23 protein-coding genes are annotated in these 24171 nt (G+C 38.0%); 14 read left to right on the forward strand and 9 right to left on the reverse strand.

The features are described from left to right. Positions 1-13: 13 nt before the first annotated feature. From AC625_RS05255 to AC625_RS05285, 7 genes are all read left to right on the forward strand, one after another. The gene (locus AC625_RS05255) at positions 14-262 is read left to right on the forward strand and encodes a ferredoxin (protein WP_049680314.1); all 249 of its coding nucleotides are present in this window, start codon (positions 14-16) and stop codon (positions 260-262) included. 101 nt (positions 263-363) lie between these two features. Next, positions 364-1449, forward strand: a complete 1086-nt coding sequence (locus AC625_RS05260; protein WP_049680315.1) for an aromatic ring-hydroxylating oxygenase subunit alpha — start codon at positions 364-366, stop codon at positions 1447-1449. After that, a complete protein-coding gene (locus tag AC625_RS05265; protein ID WP_049680316.1) occupies positions 1442-2893 on the forward strand; it encodes an aldehyde dehydrogenase family protein in 1452 nt (483 codons plus the stop codon). The genes AC625_RS05260 and AC625_RS05265 overlap by 8 nt, the downstream gene beginning before the upstream one ends. Before the next feature lie 19 nt (positions 2894-2912). Then, a complete protein-coding gene (locus AC625_RS05270) occupies positions 2913-4007 on the forward strand; it encodes a tartrate dehydrogenase (protein ID WP_049680317.1) in 1095 nt (364 codons plus the stop codon). A gap of 85 nt (positions 4008-4092) precedes the next feature. Further along, on the forward strand, positions 4093-4281 hold the full coding sequence (locus tag AC625_RS05275) for a DUF3311 domain-containing protein (RefSeq protein WP_049680318.1): 189 nt from the start codon (positions 4093-4095) through the stop codon (positions 4279-4281). After that, entirely contained in the window at positions 4278-5759 is a 1482-nt protein-coding gene (locus AC625_RS05280) for a sodium:solute symporter family protein (protein WP_049680319.1), read from the forward strand. The genes AC625_RS05275 and AC625_RS05280 overlap by 4 nt, the downstream gene beginning before the upstream one ends. Positions 5760-5955: 196 nt before the next feature. Then, entirely contained in the window at positions 5956-7707 is a 1752-nt protein-coding gene (locus AC625_RS05285) for a CocE/NonD family hydrolase (RefSeq protein ID WP_049680320.1), read from the forward strand. A gap of 521 nt (positions 7708-8228) precedes the next feature. On the opposite strand, the gene AC625_RS05290 is transcribed toward AC625_RS05285, so the two are convergent. The 9 genes from AC625_RS05290 to AC625_RS05325 all read right to left on the reverse strand — a co-directional run bounded on the left by AC625_RS05290 (position 8229) and on the right by AC625_RS05325 (position 18193). Beyond that, positions 8229-9113, reverse strand: a complete 885-nt coding sequence (locus AC625_RS05290) for a DMT family transporter (RefSeq protein WP_049680321.1) — start codon at positions 9111-9113, stop codon at positions 8229-8231. A 963-nt stretch (positions 9114-10076) separates the two neighbouring features. Beyond that, positions 10077-11213 carry an ABC transporter ATP-binding protein gene (locus tag AC625_RS05295; protein WP_049680322.1) on the reverse strand — a complete coding sequence of 379 codons (1137 nt, stop codon included), beginning with the start codon at positions 11211-11213 and terminating at the stop codon, positions 10077-10079. 115 nt (positions 11214-11328) lie between these two features. Further along, complete coding sequence (locus AC625_RS05300) at positions 11329-12219, reverse strand: helix-turn-helix domain-containing protein (RefSeq protein WP_049680323.1); 891 nt, start codon at positions 12217-12219, stop codon at positions 11329-11331. 218 nt (positions 12220-12437) lie between these two features. Next, positions 12438-12623 (reverse strand): hypothetical protein, encoded by a 186-nt coding sequence (locus AC625_RS05305; protein WP_049680324.1) that lies wholly within the window; start codon positions 12621-12623, stop codon positions 12438-12440. Between the two features lie 136 nt (positions 12624-12759). After that, entirely contained in the window at positions 12760-12897 is a 138-nt protein-coding gene (locus AC625_RS26450) for a DUF5342 family protein (RefSeq protein WP_156187424.1), read from the reverse strand. A 258-nt stretch (positions 12898-13155) separates the two neighbouring features. Continuing rightward, positions 13156-14352, reverse strand: coding sequence for a YheC/YheD family endospore coat-associated protein (locus tag AC625_RS05310; protein ID WP_049680325.1), 1197 nt, complete (start codon positions 14350-14352; stop codon positions 13156-13158). After that, a complete protein-coding gene (locus AC625_RS05315) occupies positions 14349-15725 on the reverse strand; it encodes a YheC/YheD family endospore coat-associated protein (protein ID WP_049680326.1) in 1377 nt (458 codons plus the stop codon). Before AC625_RS05315 ends, AC625_RS05310 begins: the two co-directional genes overlap by 4 nt. Continuing rightward, positions 15703-16800, reverse strand: coding sequence for a YheC/YheD family endospore coat-associated protein (locus AC625_RS05320; protein ID WP_049680327.1), 1098 nt, complete (start codon positions 16798-16800; stop codon positions 15703-15705). Before AC625_RS05320 ends, AC625_RS05315 begins: the two co-directional genes overlap by 23 nt. A gap of 28 nt (positions 16801-16828) precedes the next feature. Next, positions 16829-18193: a YheC/YheD family endospore coat-associated protein gene (locus tag AC625_RS05325; RefSeq protein ID WP_049680328.1), complete on the reverse strand. Its 1365-nt coding sequence runs from the start codon at positions 18191-18193 to the stop codon at positions 16829-16831. Between the two features lie 707 nt (positions 18194-18900). On the opposite strand from AC625_RS05325, the gene AC625_RS05335 reads away from it, so the two are divergent. The 7 genes from AC625_RS05335 (at position 18901) to AC625_RS05365 (ending at position 24154) form a co-directional block, all read left to right on the forward strand. Beyond that, complete coding sequence (locus AC625_RS05335) at positions 18901-19251, forward strand: YlbF/YmcA family competence regulator (protein WP_049680330.1); 351 nt, start codon at positions 18901-18903, stop codon at positions 19249-19251. Positions 19252-19795: 544 nt separating this feature from the next. Further along, positions 19796-20740: a metal ABC transporter substrate-binding protein gene (locus AC625_RS05340; protein WP_049680331.1), complete on the forward strand. Its 945-nt coding sequence runs from the start codon at positions 19796-19798 to the stop codon at positions 20738-20740. A 291-nt stretch (positions 20741-21031) separates the two neighbouring features. After that, entirely contained in the window at positions 21032-21898 is an 867-nt protein-coding gene (locus AC625_RS05345; RefSeq protein ID WP_049680332.1) for a Cof-type HAD-IIB family hydrolase, read from the forward strand. Between the two features lie 142 nt (positions 21899-22040). Then, a complete protein-coding gene (locus tag AC625_RS05350) occupies positions 22041-22259 on the forward strand; it encodes a hypothetical protein (RefSeq protein ID WP_049680333.1) in 219 nt (72 codons plus the stop codon). Between the two features lie 281 nt (positions 22260-22540). Next, positions 22541-22723, forward strand: a complete 183-nt coding sequence (locus tag AC625_RS05355; RefSeq protein WP_049680334.1) for a helix-turn-helix domain-containing protein — start codon at positions 22541-22543, stop codon at positions 22721-22723. A 481-nt stretch (positions 22724-23204) separates the two neighbouring features. Next, a complete protein-coding gene (locus AC625_RS05360; protein ID WP_049680335.1) occupies positions 23205-23621 on the forward strand; it encodes a VOC family protein in 417 nt (138 codons plus the stop codon). Positions 23622-23881: 260 nt separating this feature from the next. Further along, the gene (locus tag AC625_RS05365) at positions 23882-24154 is read left to right on the forward strand and encodes an HU family DNA-binding protein (RefSeq protein WP_049680336.1); all 273 of its coding nucleotides are present in this window, start codon (positions 23882-23884) and stop codon (positions 24152-24154) included. Positions 24155-24171: the final 17 nt, after the last annotated feature.

A 24171-nucleotide genomic window follows, 5' to 3' on the forward strand; every position in this document is an offset into this window, starting at 1 on the left:
AGGGGGAATCCACATGGCTAAATACACATTAGTTGACCAAGATACATGTATTGCTTGTGGGGCATGTGGGGCAACTGCACCAGAAATTTTTGATTACAATGACGAAGGGATTGCTTTTGCGATTCTTGAAGACAACACAGGCATAACTGAAGTACCAGAGGAACTGGAAGAAGATTTAGAAGATGCTTTCGATGGTTGTCCAACAGATTCCATTAAGGTGGCTTTAGAACCTTTTATTTGTAAATCAGTTCAAGCTGGATAATTAAGTAGATTGTTCATTTATTACTAAAAATGTTTGATAAAATCTTAGCCTTGCTTGCAAGTGATTACTACTATTTATGTATGTATGGGGGAGAATGAATTATGGCTTATAATAAAGTAAAAAATGCAACGAATCGAACGTTTGAAAGAACATTGACTTATGATAAATATACAGATCCGAAAGTACTTGAAAAAGAAATGGATCTTGTATTCTCTAAATCTTGGCAGCTTGTAGGGCATGTCAGCCAATTGGAGAAAGTAGGTTCTTTCTTCACGACTGAAGTAGCAAACGAACCAATTATCGTCAATCGCGGCCAGGATGAAGTTATCCGAGCTTTTTATAATGTTTGCCCACATCGTGCGACAAAGCTTGAAAAAAGTGAATCTGGTAAGAAGAAAATTTTACAATGTAGTTATCACGGCTGGACGTTCAAATTGGATGGAACATTAAATAAAGCGCCGAACTTTAGAGGCGAAGAAGATGAAGCTTGTGTACAGGACGCTTGTTTGCGCTCGGTCCGTATGGAAATCATGGAATCTTTAATCTTTGTCAACTTAGACGATAACGCGCAGCCACTTAGCGAATCTTATGGTGATTTCTTCGACCGTTTGAACAAAAATCCGTTTTTAAGTGAGTTAAAAAGGACACACCAAACATCACGGGTGATTAAAGCGAACTGGAAAGCGTTTATTGATAATTATTTAGAATGTGACCACTGCCATGTCGCTCATCCAAGCTTTGTTCAAGCATTAGACATGGATGATTATCAAATCATTACATGTGAAAACTATTCTCTTCAAGGTTCAATCGTTAAACCAGATAAAAATTATGGAACAGTTGATTTAAATCAGGCGGAAATGCAAGGTGGATCTTTCTACTGGCTATGGCCAAACTTAATGTTGACTATTTATCCGGGTCCTGGCAATATGGCGACGATTCAATTGGTGCCAATTGATCATGAAACAACTTTGATTCTTTACACGTATTATTTCCGTGATGAGAATTTGACTCAAGAAGAAAAAGATTTAGTTGCTTTTGCTGAACAAGTTCGCCTGGAAGATGTTGAGCTTGTTGAGTTAGAACAAATCGGTTTCCGCTCTCGTGCATTTAATAAAGGTAGATATTCGTCTTCAGAAAAAGCGATTGTACAATTTCATGAAATGGTATTGGAGGCCCTCAATGAGTAAATTAGCGAATGAAGCACAATCGACGAAGCAGTTTTTGATGATTAATGGTGAAAAAGTAGAACCAGCGAAATATGCTCCACTCTACTCGCCTTACTCGGGGGATGAAATCGCCCAAATTGCGATGGCAGATAAAGAGCTGACTATTCAGGCAATTACCGCTGCTTACAACGCACGTGGAGTAATGGCAAAAATGCCGGCATATCAGCGAGCAGAAATTTTGGGGAAAGTTGCAGTATTATTAACAGACAAAGCGGATGAAGCGGCAGAGATTATTTCTCGCGAATCTGCCAAGCCGATTATGTTCGCAAAAGCGGAAGTAGCAAGAACGATTGAAACGTATAAATTTTCTGCTGAAGAAGCAAAGAGAATACACGGAGAAACGATTCCTTTTGATGCAGCTGTTGGCGGCGTCGGCCGAATCGGTTACACTTTAAGAGAAGCGATTGGGGTCATTGGAGCGATTACTCCATTTAACTTTCCAATGAACCTCGTTGCTCATAAGGTAGGTCCGGCAATAGCAGCTGGCAATACCATTGTTCTGAAGCCAGCGTCACAAACCCCGTTGTCTGCTCTTTTTATCGCGGGAATTTTTGAAGAAGCTGGTCTTCCTGCTGGCGTATTAAATGTGGTAACAGGTCCCGGAGGTACGGTCGGGGAAGCGATTGTAGAGGACGATCGGGTAAGTATGGTCACATTCACAGGCAGCCCGAGCGTCGGTATCGGTATTCGGAACAAGGCTGGCTTGAAAAAGACAACCCTTGAACTTGGATCAAATTCGGCATTAATTATCGACAAAGACGTTGACATTGATCAAATTATTGAACGTTGCATTATGGGGGCTTTCTCTAACCAGGGCCAAGTGTGTATTTCCTTACAGCGTGTATATGCGCATGTAGATGTGTATGAAGAATTTGTTGCGAAGTTCACAAATGCTGCTAAGAAGTTAAAAATTGGCGACCCACTAGATCCTGACACATATATTTCAGCTTTAATTTCAAAAGGGGAAGCAGAACGTGTACTAGACTGGATTGAGGAAACGAAAGGTAGTTCTGCAACAATTGAAGCGGGTGGCAAACTGCAAGCTGGAATTCTTCTGCCAACCATTATTACAGAAGCGGATCATTCGTTAAAAGTATCTTGTCAAGAAGCATTTGCTCCAGTTGTCGTTGTGAACAAAGTGGCTTCAGTTAAAGAAGCAATTGAGCAAGTTAACGATTCTCGCTTCGGATTACAGGCTGGCATCTACACAAACAATGTGAAAAACGCTTTGTACGCTTCACAGGAATTGCATGTGGGCGGTGTAATCATTAATGATGTGCCAACTTATCGTGTCGACCAAATGCCATACGGTGGTGTGAAAGACAGTGGCACAGGTCGTGAAGGAATAAAATACGCGGTGGAAGAAATGACTGAAATGAAATTGGTCGTTTGGAACCAAAGCTAAAAAAAAGAGGGAGATCAGTGTGAAACAATTTAAAATAGCAGTTATTGCCGGAGACGGTATCGGTCCTGAAGTCATTCGTGAAGGGGTAAAAGTATTAAATAAAGTGGCTCAACTGGATTCAAACTTCCAATTTGAATTTACATATTTTCCGTGGGGATGTGAGTTTTACGCGGAAAATGGAAAAATGATGGATGATGATGGAATTGACCAGCTGAAAGAATTTGACGCGATTTATTTGGGTGCAGTCGGATTTCCCGGCGTCCCTGACCACATCTCACTGTGGGATCTGCTGTTAAAAATTCGTAAAAGCTTTGATCAATATGTGAATATTCGACCTGTGACATTGTTAAAAGGAGCGCACTTGCCACTTGTTGATGTGAAACGCGAAGACATCGACATGCTGTTTATTCGCGAAAACAGTGAAGGTGAATATTCAGGCGCAGGGGACTGGCTGTTTAAAGGGCAGGAACACGAAGTCGTTTTGCAAAACAGTGTGTTTTCCCGTAAAGGCACGGAGCGTATCATCCGTTACGCGTTTGAAACGGCGAAAAAAGAAGGCAGGTCGTTGACAAGTATATCTAAAGCAAACGCTCTCAATTATTCAATGGTTTTCTGGGACCAGGTATTTGAAGAAGTAAGTGCCCAATATCCTGAAGTTGAAACAGCTTCTTATCTTGTTGACGCGGCAGCAATGCTGATGATTAAAGATCCAAAACGCTTTGAAGTCGTTGTGACATCAAACTTGTTCGGCGATATTTTAACGGATTTAGGCGCAGCTCTTGCTGGTGGGATAGGCCTTGCAGCTGGAGCGAATATAAATCCTGAAAGAGATTTCCCATCGATGTTTGAGCCGATTCATGGATCAGCACCTGACATTGCAGGCAAAGGCATCGGTAACCCGCTCGCATCAATTTGGTCAGCAAGCCAGATGCTTGACTTTTTCGGCTATGAAGCGCATGGAAAAGTTGTTCTTGAGGCGATTGAGCAGCTTTTGTTAGAAGATCAAGTACTAACACCAGATATGAATGGGACGGCGTCTACTTCAGAAGTGGGAGACCGAGTGTCAGAACTTATTGCGACAATCATATCATCTAAGGATATAGCAGTGAAATAATGAATAGCTAGGTATCGTGTGAAGAAAATTTTTTTCATGCAATACCAGCTAGATTTTAAAGCGCTTTCAATAAGGGGGATTTAAATTGAAAAAACTTATTATTTTGCTAAGTCTCATACCTGCAATTGGTTCATTAACGGTTATGAATCGTTTGGAACCTTATATTCTTGGATTACCCTTCATTGTTTTCTGGTCAGCCTCTTGGCTGATAATAACGTCAATCTGTCTTTATATTAGCTGCATTCTTCAAGAGAAACAGGAGGAGAATAAATGAACAGTTCCATATTAATTATTATTGCGACTCTTGTTTTGGCTATTTATTTAGGTATCCGCGCACGAAAAGGGCAGGAAATGAAGCTAGAGCAGTGGGCAGTTGGGGGCAGGAGCTTCGGTGGTTTAATCATGTTTGTTCTAATGGCAGGAGAGATGTTTTCAACGTTTGTATTCCTCGGGGCAAGCGGAGCAGCCTACAGGTTTGGTGCTCCAGCAATTTATATATTTTGTGCCCTTACTTATATCGTTCCTTTCTGGATTTTACCCCCTATTTGGCGTTATGCAAAAAAGCATAACTTGCTGACACAATCTGATTTTTTTGCAAAAAAGTATAATAGTAAGCCATTGGGATTGCTAGTCGCGATTATTGGTGTCGTTTCAATGATTCCTTATATTGTTATCCAATTAAAAGGCTTCCAAATTATTGCTTCAGAGGCATCGTTCGGTATGATTTCTCCAACGATAGCTGTTTGGATGGGCATGATAGTTGTGACCGTTTTCGTTTACGTTTCAGGAATTCACGGATCAGCATGGACATCTATGCTAAAAGATATCCTCATGCTTGTCGTTATTCTGATTTTGGGCATTTACTTGCCGATTCATTTTTTCGGTGGTATACAGCCGATGTTTGAAACATTGGAAGCAACCAAACCAGGCTTCTTATTGTTTGCTGACAAGGGCTTGAGCATCCCGTGGTATATTTCCCTTTGCGTCATTGTTGCATTGGGTCAGTATATGTGGCCGCATTGTTTCGGCGCCAGTTTATCTTCTCATAACGAATCAACCCTGCGGAAAAACGCGGCAATATTACCTTTGTATCAAATCGTTCTTGTCTTTATTATATTTATCGGCTTTACTGCTGCTATTCAAATCCCGAACTTACAAGGAGCAGAATCGGATCTTGCTTTGTTTAAACTAGCAAAGACAGCATTTCCATCTTGGTTTATCGGCGTTGTCGGATCAGCCGGGATGCTTGCAGCTCTTATTCCTTGTTCGATGTTAATTTTGACGGCATCGACAATTTTATCAAAAAATATTTATAAAGCCATTAAACCTAATACATCGAATGAAAAACTTGCTAAATTAACACGTATTTTCGTCCCAATCGTATCATTAATTTCCTTGTATTTTACATTCTTTGGTGGCAACACAATGCTTTCATTGCTGACGATGGCTTATACCTTTGTACTGCAGCTGTTCCCGCCATTAATATTCAGTTTATTGAAGAAAAACCCAATCAGTAAAGCGGGTGCTTCTGTTGGAATGATTGTTGGGGTGGGATTGGTTGCTTACTACACATTGGCAGGGACGACAATGGCTACGTTATTCCCATCGTCTCCTCAATTCATTCAGGACCTTGATATTGGGATTGCGTCAATTTCTGTGAACACGATCATCATGCTTGCTGTCAGTGCCTTCACACGCAAAGTCAAACTAACGATTCAAGAAGATACTGTCAGTCAGAAAATTACCTCTTGATTCAGGAAACTTGGCAGAATCAAAAAACCGTCCACTTACGGGATTGGAATCTGCTACAACCTATTAACCTATTACGTAAGGAATCTATAGACGACCATGCTTGACTCTACAATATATCAAGTATGGCCAATGAAAATTTGTTTAAGTGGAGCGCTTCACCAGAAAACAACTTAGTAGTTAAAGGAAGGAAGCCCGAATGAACATACACAAAATCGTTTTAGAAAAAAATGTACCTTGTCAGCTATCGGATAACACAATTTTATATGCTGATGTTTATCGCCCAGATGATGATCAACAGCATCCAGTATTACTTACCCGTCTACCATATAATAAAAGTCATCCATTTTATTCTCATCGCTATTTGGACACGAATCGATTAGTCGAAAATGGGTATGTGGTGATTGTTCAAGATGTAAGGGGACGTTTTGCTTCAGAAGGAGATTTTTTCCCCTTTAAATATGAAGGAAAAGATGGATTCGAAGCTGTTGAATGGGCTGCTGAGCTGCCATATTCTAATGGGAAAGTTGGGATGTATGGCCTTTCTTATTACGGATTTACTCAGTTACTAGCAGCTGCTGAAAATCCGCCACATTTAAAGGCGATCTTCCCTGCTCAGACATTTAATGATTTAAGGGAAGGAAGCTTTTATCAAAATGGAACGTATGGGCTAGGATTGAATATAACTTGGGCTTTAGAATCAATTGCGCCAGATGCGATAAAACGTAAATTTACTGATCCAAAGGAGTATCAACAGAAAATGCGTCGCTTAGCTGAACTAATCGATAACATTGAAGAAGAATTTCGCTTCTTCCCACTTAAAGAATGGCCCGCATTAAAGGAACTAGGTGTTGCCAATTACTTTTATGAAATGTTGGAATATGATTTGAAAGATAAGGTGTGGGATGAACTTTCGTTAGGAGTAGAAAAATTAAAAGGAATAACTGTTCCTGCGTTTCATCTGGGGGGATGGTACGATAATTTACTAAGTCCAACCATTGCAAACTATCTTCATTCAAAAGAAAACGTAAACCAGCCACAAAAGTTAATGATCGGTCCGTGGACACATGGTGATTTTAGTTCCCAGATTGGGCAAAGAAAATTTGGACAACACGCTTCACAGGACTGGATTGATTATAAGGAAGATTTAACAAATTTACATCTCCGCTGGTTCGATTATTGGTTAAAAGAAAAAGAAACAAAAATTCTACAAGAAAAACCAGTGAAAATTTTTGTGATGGGGACGAATACATGGCGGGAAGAAGATGCATGGCCACTCCCACAAACGAAATATGTTCCTTACTATTTCCATAGCAAAGGGAAAGCAAATACTAGATTTGGGGACGGCAGGTTGTCCATTGACATGCAAGGAGAAGAAATGACAGATCATTTTATTTTTGACCCATCAAACCCAGTACCAAGTACGGGTGGAGGTACCCTTTTTGATCAAATAGGTTCGATTGGCCCGATGGATCAAAGAATGGTCGAAGAACGAGAAGATATTTTAGTATATGCGAGTGAGGTATTAAGAGAGGCTATGGAAGTGACCGGTCCAATAAAGGTTATTCTCTATGCAAAAACCGATGCCTGCTCCACCGATTTTACAGCTAAATTAGTGGATGTTGCTCCGGATGGGACCGCTTTTAATTTAACAGATGGGATTGTTCGATCATCTTTTCGTAACAGCTATAAAAAGGAAACTGAAAGTATTCAAGGTCAAATCCTACCTTATGAAATCGATCTATGGGCAACGAGTAACGTGTTCCTAGCTGGTCACCAACTAAGAGTGGAGATTTCGTCTAGTAACTTCCCACGCTTCGATGTGAATTTTAACAATGGTACAACCACGCTGAACGGTACAAATTATAGTACAGCGAGCCAAACTATTTATCACAATGAAGTGTACCCCTCTCATATTTTGTTACCGGTCATCCCATGCAATGAAAACTAAAAATAATATCGAAAAGGTTGCTATTTATTAGCAACTTTTTTCAATGTCTGCCTAAAAGACGTTACCCTCATTCTTATGGGTATATCGCTGTTTTCTTCACTGTATGGTTGGCTATCGGGGCAGGAGAGAAAAAGATTATTCATAAATTTGTTAATATAATGAAAGCAATAGAAGAAATATTTTGAGGTGTAACCGATATTTTTATCCTTTTATAATCGTATTCTATCGGTATCATTATTGAATATGCTAATAGCATACTAACCAAAATTAGAGACAATTAAAAAGCATCCAATAAGATGCTCTTAATGAGTGATATTTGAAGTTAATCTCTCGTAATATTCCGCTAATGCAGTAAAAGGTTTTTTTGGTTCCCAAGGTATGTCTTTATTAGTTGCTCCATTATGTTGACCATGTTGTTTATGGTCTGGTAAAAGAGGAGTGGAATCAAAAATAAAAGTATTAACTGTAAAAAAGAACCTTTAGCGGATGAGTTCAACCAAACGAAAAAGGGGACCCTTCGGTCACCCTCTTCGTTTGATTTGCTTTTTCCATTGATAAGTTGATAGCACGACTCCTCCCACAATGAATAGGGACCCTAATAATTCTACACTGGTAATTGGTTTGGTTAGTAAAAAGAACCCTGTAACCATGGCGACAAAGGGCTCTAAATTAGATAATATAGATGCCTTTGAAGCATTAACATGCCGAATGTTGTTATTCCAAATAAGTGTGGCTATGCCATGAACAATAACAGCTGTTCCAATTAATAGCGCCCAATCAGAAATATCAAAGCTGATCCGAATGGGATCGTCTAATGAAAAAGCGAATGGGATCGATACAATAAATCCTACAAGGTTTGAATATAAAGTAATCGTAAGAGGGTCTATTCTTTGAGAGAGTACTCTTGTCATAATTATCATAATTGCGAAAGTAATCATTGTAACAACAATCCATAGTAAACCTTTATCTATGTGAATCGTTGATAAATTTCCTTTCGTTACAACAAAATAAATGCCGATGAATGCAAGAATGGACCCCATCAACATACGAATCGTTAACCTTTCTTTTAAAAATACAGCGGCTAAAAAACCAGTTAAAAGCGGAGTAGTAGCTAAAATTAGTGCGGATGTGGTTGGATCAGCTGTTTGTAATCCTGTAAAAAAAGACCATTGATTAACAAATACACCAATAACCCCTAGTGCAAAAAGGCAAATTAAATCTGCTTTATTCACACGTCTACTAGATTTTTTGTACAAAGATAATCCAATTAAAACTAGGACAATAAACAATAGTCTCAGCATAGTTAGCATAGTTGGAGAGAAATCTTGAACTAATATTTTTCCAAAGACAAAATTACTTCCCCATACGACAACACATAAAATCAGCCAAGAATAAGCCTTTAACATATAAAACATCACCGTTCCTATAACAAAATTCCATTGGTCTATTATAAACATAATAGTTTGTTCCGTATACAATTTTGTCCGGTTACATCTAATTCACTAGATTGTCTACTGCTTTTAGATATTTACTCTCAAGAGTGGTCCCTGCTAGTTAACGAACATCTAAAATGATTAAATTGACTTGTTGGTGTAATTTTATTATTTAAAAATAATCAATGTACACGTCATTAACGATGACCTTCGTTTCAAGGAATCCTGTATTTTTGCTAATCACTCCATTTCGGATGATGTTTGGTTTTCTAATATATCCTTTTTTGCTAGGTGAAGTTTTGAAAAAACTAAGTCCATTTAGGGGTGTTCTAGCGGGTACTAATGTTTAAATCTAAATGGTTTTTCATATGTAATATTTATATCTTAAAAAAATGAAAATTGATTAAAACCCCCAACAATATTTATTGCAGTCCATCATTAAATAAAGGGAAGGATGAATTTTTATATGAGGGATGGATGGAAATGGTGAAAAGATACCGAGGAAAAACATTAAGTAAGCTCCCCTCAAAAGGACGAGGAGACTGCCCTTTATGTGGTAAAAAAAGAATTAAATTATTGTACTCTCATAAAACGGACACAAAAAACATTATTCAAGTTTGTAAAAACTGCCGACATAAATAAGTTCGCCAAGGTTGCTTCGGCGACTTTTTTTGTTGAACGGACAGGGGAGGGTAAGAAGTTTTAGCAATACCTAATATGGGTTAAAGGTTTGGTCGGTTTGGATGAGTTAATCCGTTTACTTAATAAACTAGAGGCTAAAAATCTGCTTTATATTCTAAAAAAAGTAGAAATGAAGGTGTTATGAGGAAGTTACCGTTCATTGAAAACAATAAAAAAGCAGTGCAATTTCATGAAATGCACTGCTCCTTTATAAGTTTTCATAGATTTCGGCACTCTAAAAGAGGAGGTTCGAAATTATCTGACTGCTTCTTTTACCTGGTTTACTTCAGATAAAGGTCTGATGCGTTGTTCTGTTTCGACATCGAAGAAATGCGCTTTATTCATATCCAGTGCCATTTCCAAATTATCGCCTGCTTGAACAATTGTCCGAGCATCAACACGTGCAACGAAATCTTGGCCTCCTAGTGAAGAGTAAAGCATGAATTCAGCCCCCATTAGCTCAGCTACTTCAATATGGGCATTCATTCTCGTCTCTGGAGAAGATTCAATGAATAAAGGCTCATCGTGGAAGTCTTCAGGGCGAATTCCCAAAATGATTTCTTTTCCTACATAGCCTTGATCACGAAGAAGCTTCATTTTTCCTTCAGGGATTGCGATAGATTGGTCGCCAATTTTAACAAACCCATTTTCCAGTTTTCCATTTAAGAAGTTCATGGCTGGAGAACCGATGAAACCGCCCACAAAAACATTTTCAGGTCTTTCATACACATCTTTAGGAGCACCAACTTGTTGGATGATACCGTCTTTCATAACAACAAGGCGTGTGGCCATCGTCATTGCTTCTGTTTGGTCATGGGTAACATAAATTGTTGTTGTGTTTAAGCGTTTGTGCAGTTTTGCAATTTCAGCACGCATTTGCACACGTAGCTTAGCATCAAGGTTCGACAATGGTTCATCCATCAGGAAGACTTTTGCGTCACGGACGATTGCACGACCAAGGGCAACACGTTGACGTTGACCACCGGAAAGGGCTTTAGGTTTACGGTCCAAGTATACTTCTAGACCGAGAATTTTCGCCGCTTCTTTCACGCGTTGATCAATTTCAGCTTTCGGCATTTTACGAAGTTTTAGCCCGAATGCCATATTATCATATACAGACATATGTGGGTATAGTGCATAGTTTTGGAAGACCATCGCGATATCACGATCTTTAGGTGGAACATCATTCACACGCTTTCCATCAATGAAGAAATCACCTTTTGAAATTTCTTCAAGTCCTGCGATCATGCGTAATGTTGTCGATTTACCGCAACCAGAAGGACCTACGAAAACGATAAATTCCTTATCTTCAATTTGTAGATTGAAATCTTCTACAGCCGTTACTTTATTATCGTAGATTTTAAAAATATGTTCTAATTGTAATTCTGCCATTTATAAAACCTCCCAATCACTTGTCTATGAATCTATTGTATTGGAAGCGCATTCAAAATAGTATGGACAGGGTGCACAAAAATGATAGCTTGTTTTTATGCATGTTGCCATAGATTTAAAATTCTGATAACAAAATTAGTAAATAAGCAGGTAATGCATGATTAAAGGTTCTAACATCAAGGCCCGTTTTATCAATAAATTTATCGATGCGATATTGCAGACTGTTGCGATGAATATAAAGCATTTTAGCAGCTAAACTTGCATTTGAATTGCATTCAATATACGTTTTTACTGTACCAATTAGTTCTTTATCTAACAATGTTTCACCGAGTAATTGTGTGGTGAACCATTGTTTTTCTTCTTCTGAAATGCCTTCGAGAAAAAGAAGAGGAAGTAAATCAGCAAGAACGACTACTTTCTGATTTTGGATAAGATTCTTAACTTTAAGATAGTATTTCTTTTCCATTTCATAGTGAGAGGATAACTCTTTATCTACTAAATGAAAACTACCTAGGAATATTTCAATCTTTGTATAAAAATCACTTTCCAGCGTTTGAAGCATAGCCACTAGTTCTTCTTTTCTTAGACGATCTTCTGTTTTTTCCTCGATTAAAGAACCAGATTTATCACCCGTCCATACTAATATCGCATTTGAAGAAATGAATGACAGTAATGCTTCTTCAAAATCACGATAGGAAAAATCATTGTGATCAAAGTGGAAGTGGGTGAAACGCACATGTTCCCAGCGTGTTTTGGGCAAATTTCCATTCTTATGCAACAAAAAGTCACTCCAAGGCTGTTTGGCGGAAGTATCGTTTCGCCCGTCGAATGAATCCATATGGAATAAGAGACTAAGAAGGTTGATTTCTTCCGGTGTAATGGCTGATTTCGGTATGCCGATTTCAGAGCCAATATCATCACTAAACCATAAGTACTGTTCAATATTAGAAGCATTCTGCTTATGGGAAATCGAATTTGGATATTTGTTTAGTAATTTTTCTATCATAATGGACTGCCTTTCTTGTTTGTATTCCGGGGAAGCTGTCTTCATTATAACGAAATTTCAACTATTAGAACAATTTGATGTGCCTTTTTTTAGACGAGGAGTGTTAAAGCGACTGAGGAAAGACTCTTTTATAAAAAAATCAGCCCCCCACACAAGAATATTAATAAAAAATTCAGAAAGAGACAGAACCGTGTTGGTCCCGTCTCTTTTCATTCCGGTTAATTATTTATTTGAGGGGGCTCTTCGTCATGAAAATCATGCGACTCCTCAATGTTTTGTTTGCTTCCTGATTGATAGACGTTTCCACCTGCCATGCCTTCGTTAATAATACGATCGACATCTAAATAGGCCGAATCTTTTCCTTCGTAATCGGTATCTTTGAGGAATGTATACTTTTCCTTCATGTAGGGATCCTCCTGTAGAGTTCTTTGGCACCTTCATCTAAAGAATAGTAGCAACCATCTAGTTGTTTGCCTAAACCTTGTTAGAGATGTTCAAAGTGCTTTTCATTTGGTTATAGTGTTACCGAAGAAAAAGGCATTATTCATAAACGCGAAAGATCATTAAGTCGTGAATTATGCTCGTTAGCTTCTTCATATCAGCAGTAGCGGGTTCTGAATCTCGATATTCAATCCTACCATCAGGATGATAAATGGTTTGAAACTGTTTTTTTATCATAATAAACATCCATGAGCATCTGATCCTAACTAAAACGATGAAAAAGGTTCAAGTACTCAAATTATATCACCTTATGAAGGTGGAAGTGTGGAGCTGATTTTTTAAAAGCCCCGCTCCTTTTCCACAGAAAATGAAATTGTCTATCCGGGCAATTGTTTGTCTTCATATAACGGTTGTCACCTGAAAATGAGTGCTCACATGGTTACCTTTATAAATGAGATTAGTTGTAGTATAAAGGAAGAGCACTCAGTTTTGCTATCATGGAAGAAGCTTTGGCAGACCAATTTCTCTGAATATTTTTCGCAAATGCTTATGACGGGCTGCTTCAATTTCCGGCTCATCGAATTGCATAGGCTTTGCGTTCACTTCATAAATAAAAAGATTCCCATTAAGATCTTCACCAATATCAATTGAAAATTCTCCGAAAAAACCAAATGACTTCGAAAGAATGATTCCGCATTGTTCAGCAATCGTTTTAAATTGCTCGTCAAGTTCTGCCGATTGCAATCGATTATATGGATAAAGCTTTCCGCCTCTTGGAATATGTGTGGTTATTTCCTGGGTTTGAGACATCCGAACCGCTTTACCTGTTACAAGATGGACACCATTCTGATAATGAACAAGGATTCGATAATCAAAGCGATGGCCACGCAATTTTCTGGGTTCTATCGCACGCTGAGCAATGTATTTTTTTCGTATTAGTCTGTCTGCTTCGGACTTCCAATAATCATCGAAAGCAGGGTAGGTTTCTGTGCCACTCGTTTTTTTTACCATTATCGCTGATTGATTTGTTAAGGAAAGTGCTGCAATGCCGCTTCCGCGATTGCCTTTTCCTGGCTTTACATAAATTTCGCGATGATTTTCAAGAAAATCTTTAAGTACTTGGGATGTAGACAGCAGAATGGTTTCCGGTAAAAACGGACTTAGTCCGGGACTTTTAGCTAACGCTGCAAACATATCGTATTTATGAAAAAAACCAGGATTAAAAACCGAGATGTTACGAGCTTTAAAATCATTCAGTAATGATTGGAACGTAGCGCTTTCTTCAAATGAACGAAAGGGAATCCGGTTGTAGATGACACATGGCTTGGGAACGGAGACCTTCATCCATGTTTCATAATCAGCACTATAAACGAGACCAAGTCCGGTATTGGCTAAAGCATCTTCCGCGGTAAAAATAAATGAGAAGATCCCATGCTTTAAAAGCTCTTGATGCAAGTCGTAAAATAAAGGCAGGTTTCCAGCGATCCCGAATTTGTTCTTTTTGTTTTGGCAGGTCATGATACCAACGGTCAATATTCGATTTCCGTGCTCTAGCTTTGATTGGATTGAAAAGGACGGTAATGGGATCTCTTCACTAGAATGGATTTGTGTAGTTTCTTGACCAAAATAGGCCTCTTGACCAGAAGAACGATGCGACCACAAACGATTGGTTAAATCGTAATACAATTTCATTTCTGTAAGCCGCCAGTACTGGCGAGTGATTGCTCTGTTAAATAGACGGCATAGTCAAGAGCAAGCTTCCTTGTTAATAATTCAAATTCTCGCAATTTAGGATGAGAAAAAATCGACCGTCCGGGCTTTGAATTGGCTTCAAACATCCAGACTTGCCCTTGCTTATCTAGGCCTAAGTCAAAACCAATTTCAGCAACAATCCCATCCAAGTGCTCTTCAATCGCCTCACTTAAGATAAGTGCAGCTTTAGACAGTTGTTGATGAACCTCAAACACTGTATCATCATCACCAAATAGCTCATCAAGTGTCATAATAGTCCCACCGTTTTTTACATGGGTTGTGATGCTGCCTTCACCAGCAATTTTTGCGGCAATTGCAGTAACCTGCCAATCTCCATCAAGGTCTTTATTTGTATGGACCCGGAAATCGATTGGACGGCGGTTATTACGGATTAAGGATATCCCCTGTTGTACGATTAAATGATCAATCCGCTTGTTTTTAAACACATGCTTTAGCATTGATTCAAGGGTGGAGAAGCGCTTTAGTCGATTTTCATTTTCATGATCACGATAACGACAGTAGTATACATCATCATGCTTATCATAAAGGACTTGGTGAATCCCTAATCCAAGGCTACCGTGAATCGGCTTTATATAAACTTGGCGATGTTCCGAAAGCATCGTTTCGACAATTGAAAAAGACTGAAATGGATAGGTGACTGGTAGGTAGGGGATAGCACGTTCATCGTCAATTAACCGCTCATATACATCCCATTTATTAAAAAAGCCAGGATTATACCAAGGAATGGAATAGTCGGTTTGGAATTTTCGTTTCACTTCCTTCGGACCCGTTTTATTCTCTGTTTTTCGGTTGGGTAAACGGTCATAGATGACATTTGGAAACGGAAATTCACAGATGTCCCATTGATTGTCCTGGTACACATAGCCACGAATCGTTTCTTGTTCCCAGTTGATGTGGTTTTCGCCAAAAATGAAGGGAATGCAGCCGGTTGTTTTATTCAGAGATAAAAGCTTAGAAAAAAATGAAGAACGTTCGCCTAATGGCTTAGTTAAAAAAGGTCCAAAGCCCGCTGAAAAAATGCCAACTAGTGGACCGATATGAATGCTGTTCTGATAAGGGAACACATGCAAGGAAGTTTCTGTTTCTGGAAAGTATAGCGTTTCAGCAAGGGATCGTGAAAGAGCAAAGGTTTGCCGAATGGAAGGGTTGCTTCTTATGTCAGCTTGATGTGCACGATGTCCAAAGCAAACGGCTTCCTTATCTGCAAAATCGACAACCCCGCAAAGATCAGACGGGTAATAAAAAACATCTCCCAACATATCAGTTATTTCACAGGGATAGATTTTCTTCAACGGTTTCACCTGCTTTCACTAAGTTGTCGGTAAGATATTGACAATAAGCAATTGGAGCTTCATATAGGGCTTCTTTTTTTTCTGGCTGTAGCGTTTCAATAATTTTCCGACCAGGTTTTGAGTTGATATCAAGAATCCACACGCGATTTTTTCGATCAATTCCAAGGTCAATCCCTAGTTCAAAAAGCGGCTGAAATCTTGCTTCGAGCTCTTCCGGTAGCGTACGAAGGATATGCCCAATAGTAAGTTCAATATATTTTTGATGGGGATTGGCAATTTCTTTCATAAACTTTTCATAGGTAATGGCCTTGCCGCCTGTCGCTAAATTTGATGTGATGCAATCCTTGTTTCCCTTACGAATGCCTCTACCTTGTTCCACCCAGTGATTGGTCGCGTCTTTTTGCAAGAGGATGCGCAGATCGAATGGTTCATTATCAAGATTGGATAATGGTAAATAAGGCTGGATAAGGAATTGGAATTTGTTTAAGAGTGATTCAATCCATCTATGAAGCTGTTCTTTTGATTTGAAGTGTCTATCATATCGTTTTCCATTTTTCGTCATTGTTACGAGCGTACCGTTATCAACCTTAGACAAAAGATAAATTCCAGTCCCCCTCGATCCGAATGAAGGCTTTAGCAGAATCTGTTCATATTCATGAAGATGATTCCAAACGGTTTTTGAATCTGTAGCCTGTGCTGTTACGGGTATATAAGCTTGAAGCAGTGGTAGATCATTGAGTTTGCTGTAAACTTCCCATTTACTAGGAAGGCCATGGCCGAGAAATTGAGCTTGTTTCTTTAGCCAGTTCATTTTGTTTCGTGCTTTTTGATTGTCTCTGGTTAATCCATGAAAGCTGCGATCATAGATAAATGTTGGAATCGTAAACCTTTCAGATTCCCAAAGATTAGTTACCTGATTGTACGATTCACCTTGAATTGTTTTAGCCTCTGTGTTAACTCCAGAAGGCCTGAACCGAAACACCTCCATCCCACTTTTACTGGCTTTTTTTGCAATTCCGGTACTATAATGTTGTTCCTTTGATAAATCGGATAATAAGATGCCTAGGGAAACCATAGTTCCTGCTCCTTTCCAATGGTAATGATTAGGACCCCTTACTTACATACAATGTGTTCATATATTCAACGATGTTTTTCACAGAGGGACGAATTTTATCAGAGTCTGCATGAAATTTCTTCGAAGGTTTTGAGTTCACTTCAATAATCCAAGGATGGTTATCCGAGTCAAGTGCTAAGTCAATGCCAAGCTCTCCGAATAAATCATCCCGCTTGCTTTCAACTGTTTTGGCAACGTTTAAAGCAAGGCTGGACAAGCTTTTATAAATACGAATCGCTTCTGGTCGTTCGAAAACAGAGGAGAGAAATGCAGCTGCATTTTTCATTTCGCCTCCTTGAGCGAGATTTGATACAATATGTCCGGCATTGCCAAGCCTTGCGACAATGGATGTGATCGCCCATTCTTGCTTTTTGTTTTTATTCAGTAATACTCGAAAATCCGTTTTATGCCCATCAATATCGAGTAATGGAATGCCCCTTTGAACAATATAGGAACGTTTTTTGATGTTTTTCATAAGGGCTCGATAAAGCTGCTCTTCGGTTTCAATCAGATGAGTGTCTTGTATATTACTTGAATGCTCTAGGACCCATCCTTCTGAAACACGTGAAAGCTTACAAATATTTCGACCTTGACTTCCAAACGCCGGCTTTACAAATACCTCTGTATGAGATTGTAAAAAAGTTACAAATTCTACTTCTGATTGGAACAGAATGGTTTCAGGCAAGTACGGAGCAAGCGAATCCTCGGTTAATAGAAGTTCATGAGTGTCCCATTTAGACAGAAAACTTCCATTGAAAAAGGGAATAGCAGCTTCGTTTAATAACGTACTGAAACGATGGAATGATTCTGAGTTTTCCAGTTTTCTTGAATGAATCCGGTTATACACAACATCGGGTATAGGCAGCGACATCCATTCCCAGCCATCATCATTTGGAAGGTACCCTGTCAATCCCTTTGGTTCAACAAGAGTTTGCAGAGGAATGACGAAAAAAAGAAACCCATTCATGCAACAAAACCTGTACATTTCCCTAAAAAAGACTTCCATTTCTCCAAATCCATTCGTTTCACTTGGTGTATGATGGGTGAGAAGTGCTAGAATAGGGCCAATAGATAGCCGAGAACTTAAAGGGCAAAAGCCTATTTGAACAAAGAATGAACGATTAGGAAGTGCTAGAAGCTGAAGTACATTTCCGGGAATCTTAAGTTGTGCTAAGTTATCTTGATGGATACTTACGAACACGTCTATTTGTTTGGAACCTACTTGTAATGAGATACGGGTGGAGTCTGTTAACTGCCACTTTTTTAAAAGAAATGGAGGGACATAAATAGTGGGAGTACGACCCGCAGTACTTTTATCTGCAATTATTGAAACTTTGTCGTATAATACTTTCATTGTCATTCCTCGTTTACGCTCGGTATAGATAAGTCATACCACTTAATTTAGGCGCTTGCACTATTCTGGGTTATTGTATGTTCAATGAATAAAGAGTGTGTACAGCAGCCTATTAATTTTTGTTATAAACTGCCATCAGCGAGTGTCTTTCCGGCTGATGGTTAGTTGAACTCGAATAAAAGGAGGCACTATTTGGAAAACGCCTTCCTTTTACGCCAGGTCAATTGCCTAAAAGCTAAGAGAAATTGGCTACACAGCTTAGGAATGTCGTAGTTGAGCATTTATTTACTCCTGAAAGCATTTAAAGTAAGATCATGAACGCTTCCTTTAAATAGGATATGAATGAATGGATACAAGGAGAAGTAAAAAAAGTCATAACAACTAAAAAAGCCTGAATACGATGCTCGCTCAATTCGGAGTACATCAACTTGGAGAAAAATTAGAAAACTCTGCTATAGAATTTGTATTGAGTCAATATGATAGCTGGATTAGCGAATATCACTATCAAACCTTGGATGAGTCTTACCTTCCGAAAACGAAGAAAAAATTTCAGAAACAATTCCGACTTTTTTTCCGTGCATACTTCAAATTAGGAGGAATCATCGGGATCGTTCAATAATTCATTGCTGTTTTTTTGGATAATATGTGTAATTTTCATTTTGGTTTGGTATAGTGGAAATGAGAAATCCATGAATGGGGGAATATAAATGAGTAATCTGTATGATTCAGCATATGATTTAGAAAAAGCAATCCGTGAGAGTAACGAATACAAGGACCTAAAAAGTCTATTTGACCAAGTGAACGGTGACCCATCTGCAAAAGGCATGTTCGAGAACTTCCGTAATCTGCAAATGAACTTGCAACAAAAACAAATGACAGGGCAAGAGATTATGCCAGAAGAAGTGGAACAAGCGCAAAAAACTGTGGCACTTGTTCAACAGCATCCAACGATTTCAAAACTAATGGAAGCAGAACAACGAATGAGCATGGCAATTGCTGATTTAAACAAAATTATCATGAAACCGCTAGAAGATCTTTACGGCGCTCCACAACAATAATCGTTCAAACTTCTGACGATATAGTAAAGGAATCACGTCAGGGTGCAAACAATCAAATCGTAAACAAAAAAACACATGGCTCATTGAAAATGCCATGTGTTTTTTTGTTTACTAATGTTTTTTACAGACTTTCCGAACGAGAAAGCCCATGCAGGGTGTTAGCCCGTCTTTAGACATGAGGTGATGAGATCAAATATGGAGTTCCACTAAACCAAAGGTTTGTGGCGCTTTAAGTATTTGAAAAAAACCAACAATTGTATAATATACCTATATAGGATGTACGTTTACAGGCGAAATAAGTAGAAGCATAAACTGTCTTTTAATAGATTACAATAAGATTGATTTCCTTAAATCAAGTATACCTATCAAAAGGATATGCACGTCTAGTAAGCTCATTATTAAAAAAAGATTGACGGAAGCTCGAAAACGTAATAAGATTTAATTCGAAATCATTACGTTTTAAAAAATGATGTTATGTATATTTATTCTATATAAATCGTAATAATTCTAATTTATAAATCATGTAATGAAGGGAAGATGAGAATTGGGGAAATATTTAAGTGTGATTCTAATATTTCTATTGTTATTAAGTGGTTGTTCTAATGCAGCTAAGACAAAAGGTGGAAGTGAAAATACAAATCCGAAAAAATTGCAAATTGTCACGACTTTCTACCCTATGTATTATTTTACGAAACAAGTTGCTGGTGATGTAGCAAATGTTAACCTCTTAATACCGAGCGGCGTTGAACCACATGATTGGGATCCAACTGCAAAAGATATAGCTAGAATTCAAGATTCAGATGTATTTATTTTCAATAGCCCATACTTTGAAACATGGACGGAAAAAGTATTTAAAAGTATTGATATGTCTAAATTAAAAGTGGTTGAGGCATCGAAGGGTATCGAACTAATGGATTCTGATGAAGAGGAAGATCATCATCACACAGATCATCATGTTTCTAAAGATCCCCATGTATGGCTTTCCCCTGTATTAGCTGCAAAAGAGGTTGTCAATATCGCAAAAGCTTTAGAAGAAGTTGATCCGGGGAATAAAGAACAATATGAGAAAAATGCAGAAGCAATTACAGCAAAACTTGCCGATTTAGATCAGTTATATAAAGGAACGATTGATAAGGCGCAACGAAAAGATTTCGTAACACAGCATGCCGCATTTGGTTATTTAGCGAAACAATATGGTTTAACACAGATTCCAATCGCAGGAATCTCCCCTGACGCAGAACCTACACTGGGGAAATTAGCAGAATTGGCGAAACTTACAAAAGAAAAGAATGTAAAAATAGTCTACTTCGAGGGACTTACCTCTTCAAAAGTGGCACAAACGTTAGCTAATGAGATCGGTGCTGATACTGAGGTATTAAATCCATTGGAAGGATTAACAAAAGAAGAAGAAAAACAAGGTTTAGACTATATAGGAGTTATGGAAAAAAATTTAGCAGCGTTAAAAATGTCATTATATAATTCCAAATGATAACGATGAGGGGGAATAAAAAGCAATTTGGTGAAGCGCTCCAGTTATCCTGAAAAGGGATGGTTGGGGTGTGTTTTTCTGTGGAAAAGGGGCGGGGCTTCGCAAAATCAGCTTCGTAAAAATATATTTGAATCATAAAAAGTCAAATGTACTTTCTTTATAAGTGTTGTGATTGTATTTGCTGTTTGGCAACTAATAAGTGAATCCAATATCAAAACGGCAAAAATCTTCCCATCCTATGTTCTACCGTCCATTTTTTCTTCATAAATTGGAGTAGGAGGGGTGGTCAACATGGTGTATCGCTTACTAGCCGTGAATATTGATGGGACATTGCTTCAATCGAATGGCCGTTTACATAAATCCACGAGGGAAGCTATTGAATATGTACATCAAAAAGGTGTGAATGTAGCCCTTGTAACATCAAGAAATTATCTCTCAGCAAAGAAAGTAGCGAAAGCGTTGAAAATTAATCCGATGCTGATTGCTCATCAAGGAGCTTTTGTCGGTTCAACGATTGAGAAACCAATTTTTATAAAAAGAATGAGTGAAGAATTAACACTTGAAATGGTTCAGCTGCTTGAAAAAACAGAATGCCAGATTCAATTAATCCGGGAAAAATCCTTGATTGGAAATCGAATGAATCTTCCTGAAAATTTGCTAGGAAAAACGATAATCTACAAAAATGAGCCAAGTGTATATTCGCAACACTTTGTAGATGTTTTAAGCGAAGAGTTGAACGAACAGCCGTTTTCACCAGTGAAAATCGATGTGATTTTTAAAAGTCGTAAAGATCAAACTGATTTGTTAATTTTACTAAAAGAGCTGTTCCCTGAAGTGGAAGTGATTGATAATCATTATCAAAAAATTGCAATTGTTCCAAAGGGTGTTTCAAAATGGAACGGGATTCTTTATTTAGCGGACTATTTAGGCGTTAAAAGAAATGAAATTGTCGCAATTGGTGATGATGAGGATGACTTCGAAATGATTTCCGAATCAGGCCTTGGAGTTGCTATGGGAAATGCTCCAAATGAGGTGAAGCTTGCTGCTGCATGGGTAACCCGAACGAATGATGAACATGGTGTGGCGTATATGCTGAAGGAGTTTTTCAGAAAGCAGTATGATATTGAATTTTTAACGAAGATGAACGTGTTGAAATAATCACCAAAGAATAAATTCCATTTCAATAAACCGGACAAAAGCTATATAGGTAAAACTAATAATCCATTATAGAGCAGATTATTCTTCTTTCTCGAAGTTAATCATTATAATAGAAGATTAACAAGAGGATAGGAGTGATACGATGAAACAACGGTATCTTTTTGAATATGAAGTGCTTTCCACTCAGAAAAAAGGTGAATTTAGTCAAGTAGCCGAAACAGAAGAACGGGCTAAAGCATTAATCCACGAAAGAATTGTTGACTTGGAATTTACTGAGGATGAAGATGTGGTGATTGGAAAGTTATTAAAAGTATTAGATGCAGAAAAACAAATTTTTCAATGTGAAGGCTGCGAATCTTAATTTATCATCCTTCTATACTAACAAAACAACAATTTGCATACAAAAAACACATGGTTTTGAAACTCGCCATGTGTTTTTTGTTGATTTATCATTTTCCGAAAGAAGACTCCCTCTTCAATCGTGTGAAGGGTGTAGCCCAACGATAAGGGGGAGATGAATTTCGGTTAGGCGTTAGCCTAGTAGCCCTTTTATTTGCTGTTTTTTTGACTCGGAACAGAACGAATGTTTGTATTTTGTATAATCAATGGTAAAATGTAAGTAGGATATAGGAGGTAAATCGTATGTTGGTTAATAAGGCCTATAAATTCCGCATCTATCCAAACAAAGATCAAGCCATACTGATCAATAAAACGATAGGCTGTTCACCTTTCGTGTGTAACTTCTTTCTTGGTAAACAAAAAGAAATAAATCTTAAAAAAGAAGCTATAAGACTTCTAACCGTAGGGACTACGGGGATCGCCTAAGCTATAACTGATTGATAAATTGGTGTTCCTAGGAATTCGCCACTTCAAATTTTCGTTAGAAAATGAAGTCGCGGGTAGTTCAATCATTCATGTTTTACCTACATGATCTAATGATTACGAGTTAAGTGCACCCTAATCTTCAAGTTTACATTATGAAAAGAGTAACTTAAACGACGATAATCAAAGGAAAGGGAAATTAAAGAAATTACCTCTTGTATAATTGAAATGGATTAATAAAGCTTTATAATTCAAACACCGATTGTGTTTGTTTATAATAGGGAGTTCCTACGGTGACTCTTATTCGTCCAATATGAATAGATCAGTTTAACCGAACTAAATGGGCGGTAATAAATACTTATACTATCCATTGTTTTTGGACAAACTGATAAAGGGAACTACTGTTTAAATTTTAATCTAGGCACAAGTTATGCGAGATTATTCAAAACAACAAACAAAAAATAGTGAAGTGAGGAGGGGGATTATGGGAGTTCAGGCGGAGAAAATTTTTGTGAATTTGCCGGTTAAAGATTTGAATAAATCCGTTGACTTTTTTTCGAAAATAGGATTCGAATTTAACGCTCAATTTACCGATGAAAATGCAACATGTATGGTTATCAGTGATCATATATTTGTCATGTTGTTGGTGGAAGATTATTTTAAAGATTTTACAAAAAAAGAAATTCCGGATGCAACTAAAAATTCAGAAGTTATTTTGGCAATATCTGTTGAAAGTAAGGGGAAAGTTGATGAGCTTGTCGATAGGGCTTTAGCAGCAGGTGGCAAGGCTTCAAGTGATCCGGTTGATCATGGCTTTATGTATCAATGGAGTTTTCAAGATATAGACGGTCATCAATGGGAGTTATGTTATATGGATGACAGTGCAGTTCATCAAGCTTAAGAATTATCTAACCCTTAATGAACTATAATGGGAGTCTGAATGCTGTAGTGTAACGACTGCATAGAGTGAATGTTGCTAGTAGTAATATTAGAAAATTTTAAAAGCAAGGCATCATAATAGAGAACAAATTTTCAACTTAATAATAGTTACAGGAATTTAGTTTGCTTTTTCTTAGCCTTACTAGGTGACAGATATAGAGGTAATATGTTATGGTGTCATTTCTACATACTATTTAAGATTAAAGGACGAGGTGTAAGACTATGAACAAAACTGAATTAGTAAGTGCTGTAGCAGCACAAGCAGAACTAACAAAAGAAGACGCTAAAAAAGCAGTAGATGCATTGATTGAAACGATCTCTAATACGCTTTCTAAAGAAGAGAAAATCCAATTAGTTGGATTTGGCACATTTGAAGTGCGCGACCGAGCAGCTCGTACAGGTAGAAACCCACAAACAGGTGAAGAAATTCAAATCGCTGCTTCCAAAGTTCCTGCATTTAAACCAGGTAAGGAATTAAAAGAAGCTGTGAAATAAGTAATTCTATTTATAAT

The sequence above is a fragment of the Peribacillus loiseleuriae genome, assembly GCF_001183985.1.
GTDB classification, from domain to species: domain Bacteria; phylum Bacillota; class Bacilli; order Bacillales; family DSM-1321; genus Peribacillus; species Peribacillus loiseleuriae.

What these genes read in the sequence shown, in the direction of transcription:
- AC625_RS05345 (WP_049680332.1), top strand. Translation starts at nt 21,032, where the DNA reads ATGGTGTATCGCTTACTAGCCGTGAATATTGATGGGACATTGCTTCAA.
- AC625_RS05260 (WP_049680315.1), top strand. Translation starts at nt 364, where the DNA reads ATGGCTTATAATAAAGTAAAAAATGCAACGAATCGAACGTTTGAAAGA.
- AC625_RS05365 (WP_049680336.1), top strand. Translation starts at nt 23,882, where the DNA reads ATGAACAAAACTGAATTAGTAAGTGCTGTAGCAGCACAAGCAGAACTA.
- AC625_RS05255 (WP_049680314.1), top strand. Translation starts at nt 14, where the DNA reads ATGGCTAAATACACATTAGTTGACCAAGATACATGTATTGCTTGTGGG.
- AC625_RS05305 (WP_049680324.1), bottom strand. Translation starts at nt 12,623, where the DNA reads ATGAAGGAAAAGTATACATTCCTCAAAGATACCGATTACGAAGGAAAA.
- AC625_RS05360 (WP_049680335.1), top strand. Translation starts at nt 23,205, where the DNA reads ATGGGAGTTCAGGCGGAGAAAATTTTTGTGAATTTGCCGGTTAAAGAT.
- AC625_RS05335 (WP_049680330.1), top strand. Translation starts at nt 18,901, where the DNA reads ATGAGTAATCTGTATGATTCAGCATATGATTTAGAAAAAGCAATCCGT.
- AC625_RS05290 (WP_049680321.1), bottom strand. Translation starts at nt 9,113, where the DNA reads ATGTTAAAGGCTTATTCTTGGCTGATTTTATGTGTTGTCGTATGGGGA.
- AC625_RS05310 (WP_049680325.1), bottom strand. Translation starts at nt 14,352, where the DNA reads ATGAAATTGTATTACGATTTAACCAATCGTTTGTGGTCGCATCGTTCT.
- AC625_RS05300 (WP_049680323.1), bottom strand. Translation starts at nt 12,219, where the DNA reads ATGATAGAAAAATTACTAAACAAATATCCAAATTCGATTTCCCATAAG.
- AC625_RS05280 (WP_049680319.1), top strand. Translation starts at nt 4,278, where the DNA reads ATGAACAGTTCCATATTAATTATTATTGCGACTCTTGTTTTGGCTATT.
- AC625_RS05295 (WP_049680322.1), bottom strand. Translation starts at nt 11,213, where the DNA reads ATGGCAGAATTACAATTAGAACATATTTTTAAAATCTACGATAATAAA.
- AC625_RS05350 (WP_049680333.1), top strand. Translation starts at nt 22,041, where the DNA reads ATGAAACAACGGTATCTTTTTGAATATGAAGTGCTTTCCACTCAGAAA.
- AC625_RS05285 (WP_049680320.1), top strand. Translation starts at nt 5,956, where the DNA reads ATGAACATACACAAAATCGTTTTAGAAAAAAATGTACCTTGTCAGCTA.
- AC625_RS05320 (WP_049680327.1), bottom strand. Translation starts at nt 16,800, where the DNA reads ATGGTTTCCCTAGGCATCTTATTATCCGATTTATCAAAGGAACAACAT.
- AC625_RS05325 (WP_049680328.1), bottom strand. Translation starts at nt 18,193, where the DNA reads ATGAAAGTATTATACGACAAAGTTTCAATAATTGCAGATAAAAGTACT.
- AC625_RS05265 (WP_049680316.1), top strand. Translation starts at nt 1,442, where the DNA reads ATGAGTAAATTAGCGAATGAAGCACAATCGACGAAGCAGTTTTTGATG.
- AC625_RS05355 (WP_049680334.1), top strand. Translation starts at nt 22,541, where the DNA reads ATGTTGGTTAATAAGGCCTATAAATTCCGCATCTATCCAAACAAAGAT.
- AC625_RS26450 (WP_156187424.1), bottom strand. Translation starts at nt 12,897, where the DNA reads ATGATAAAAAAACAGTTTCAAACCATTTATCATCCTGATGGTAGGATT.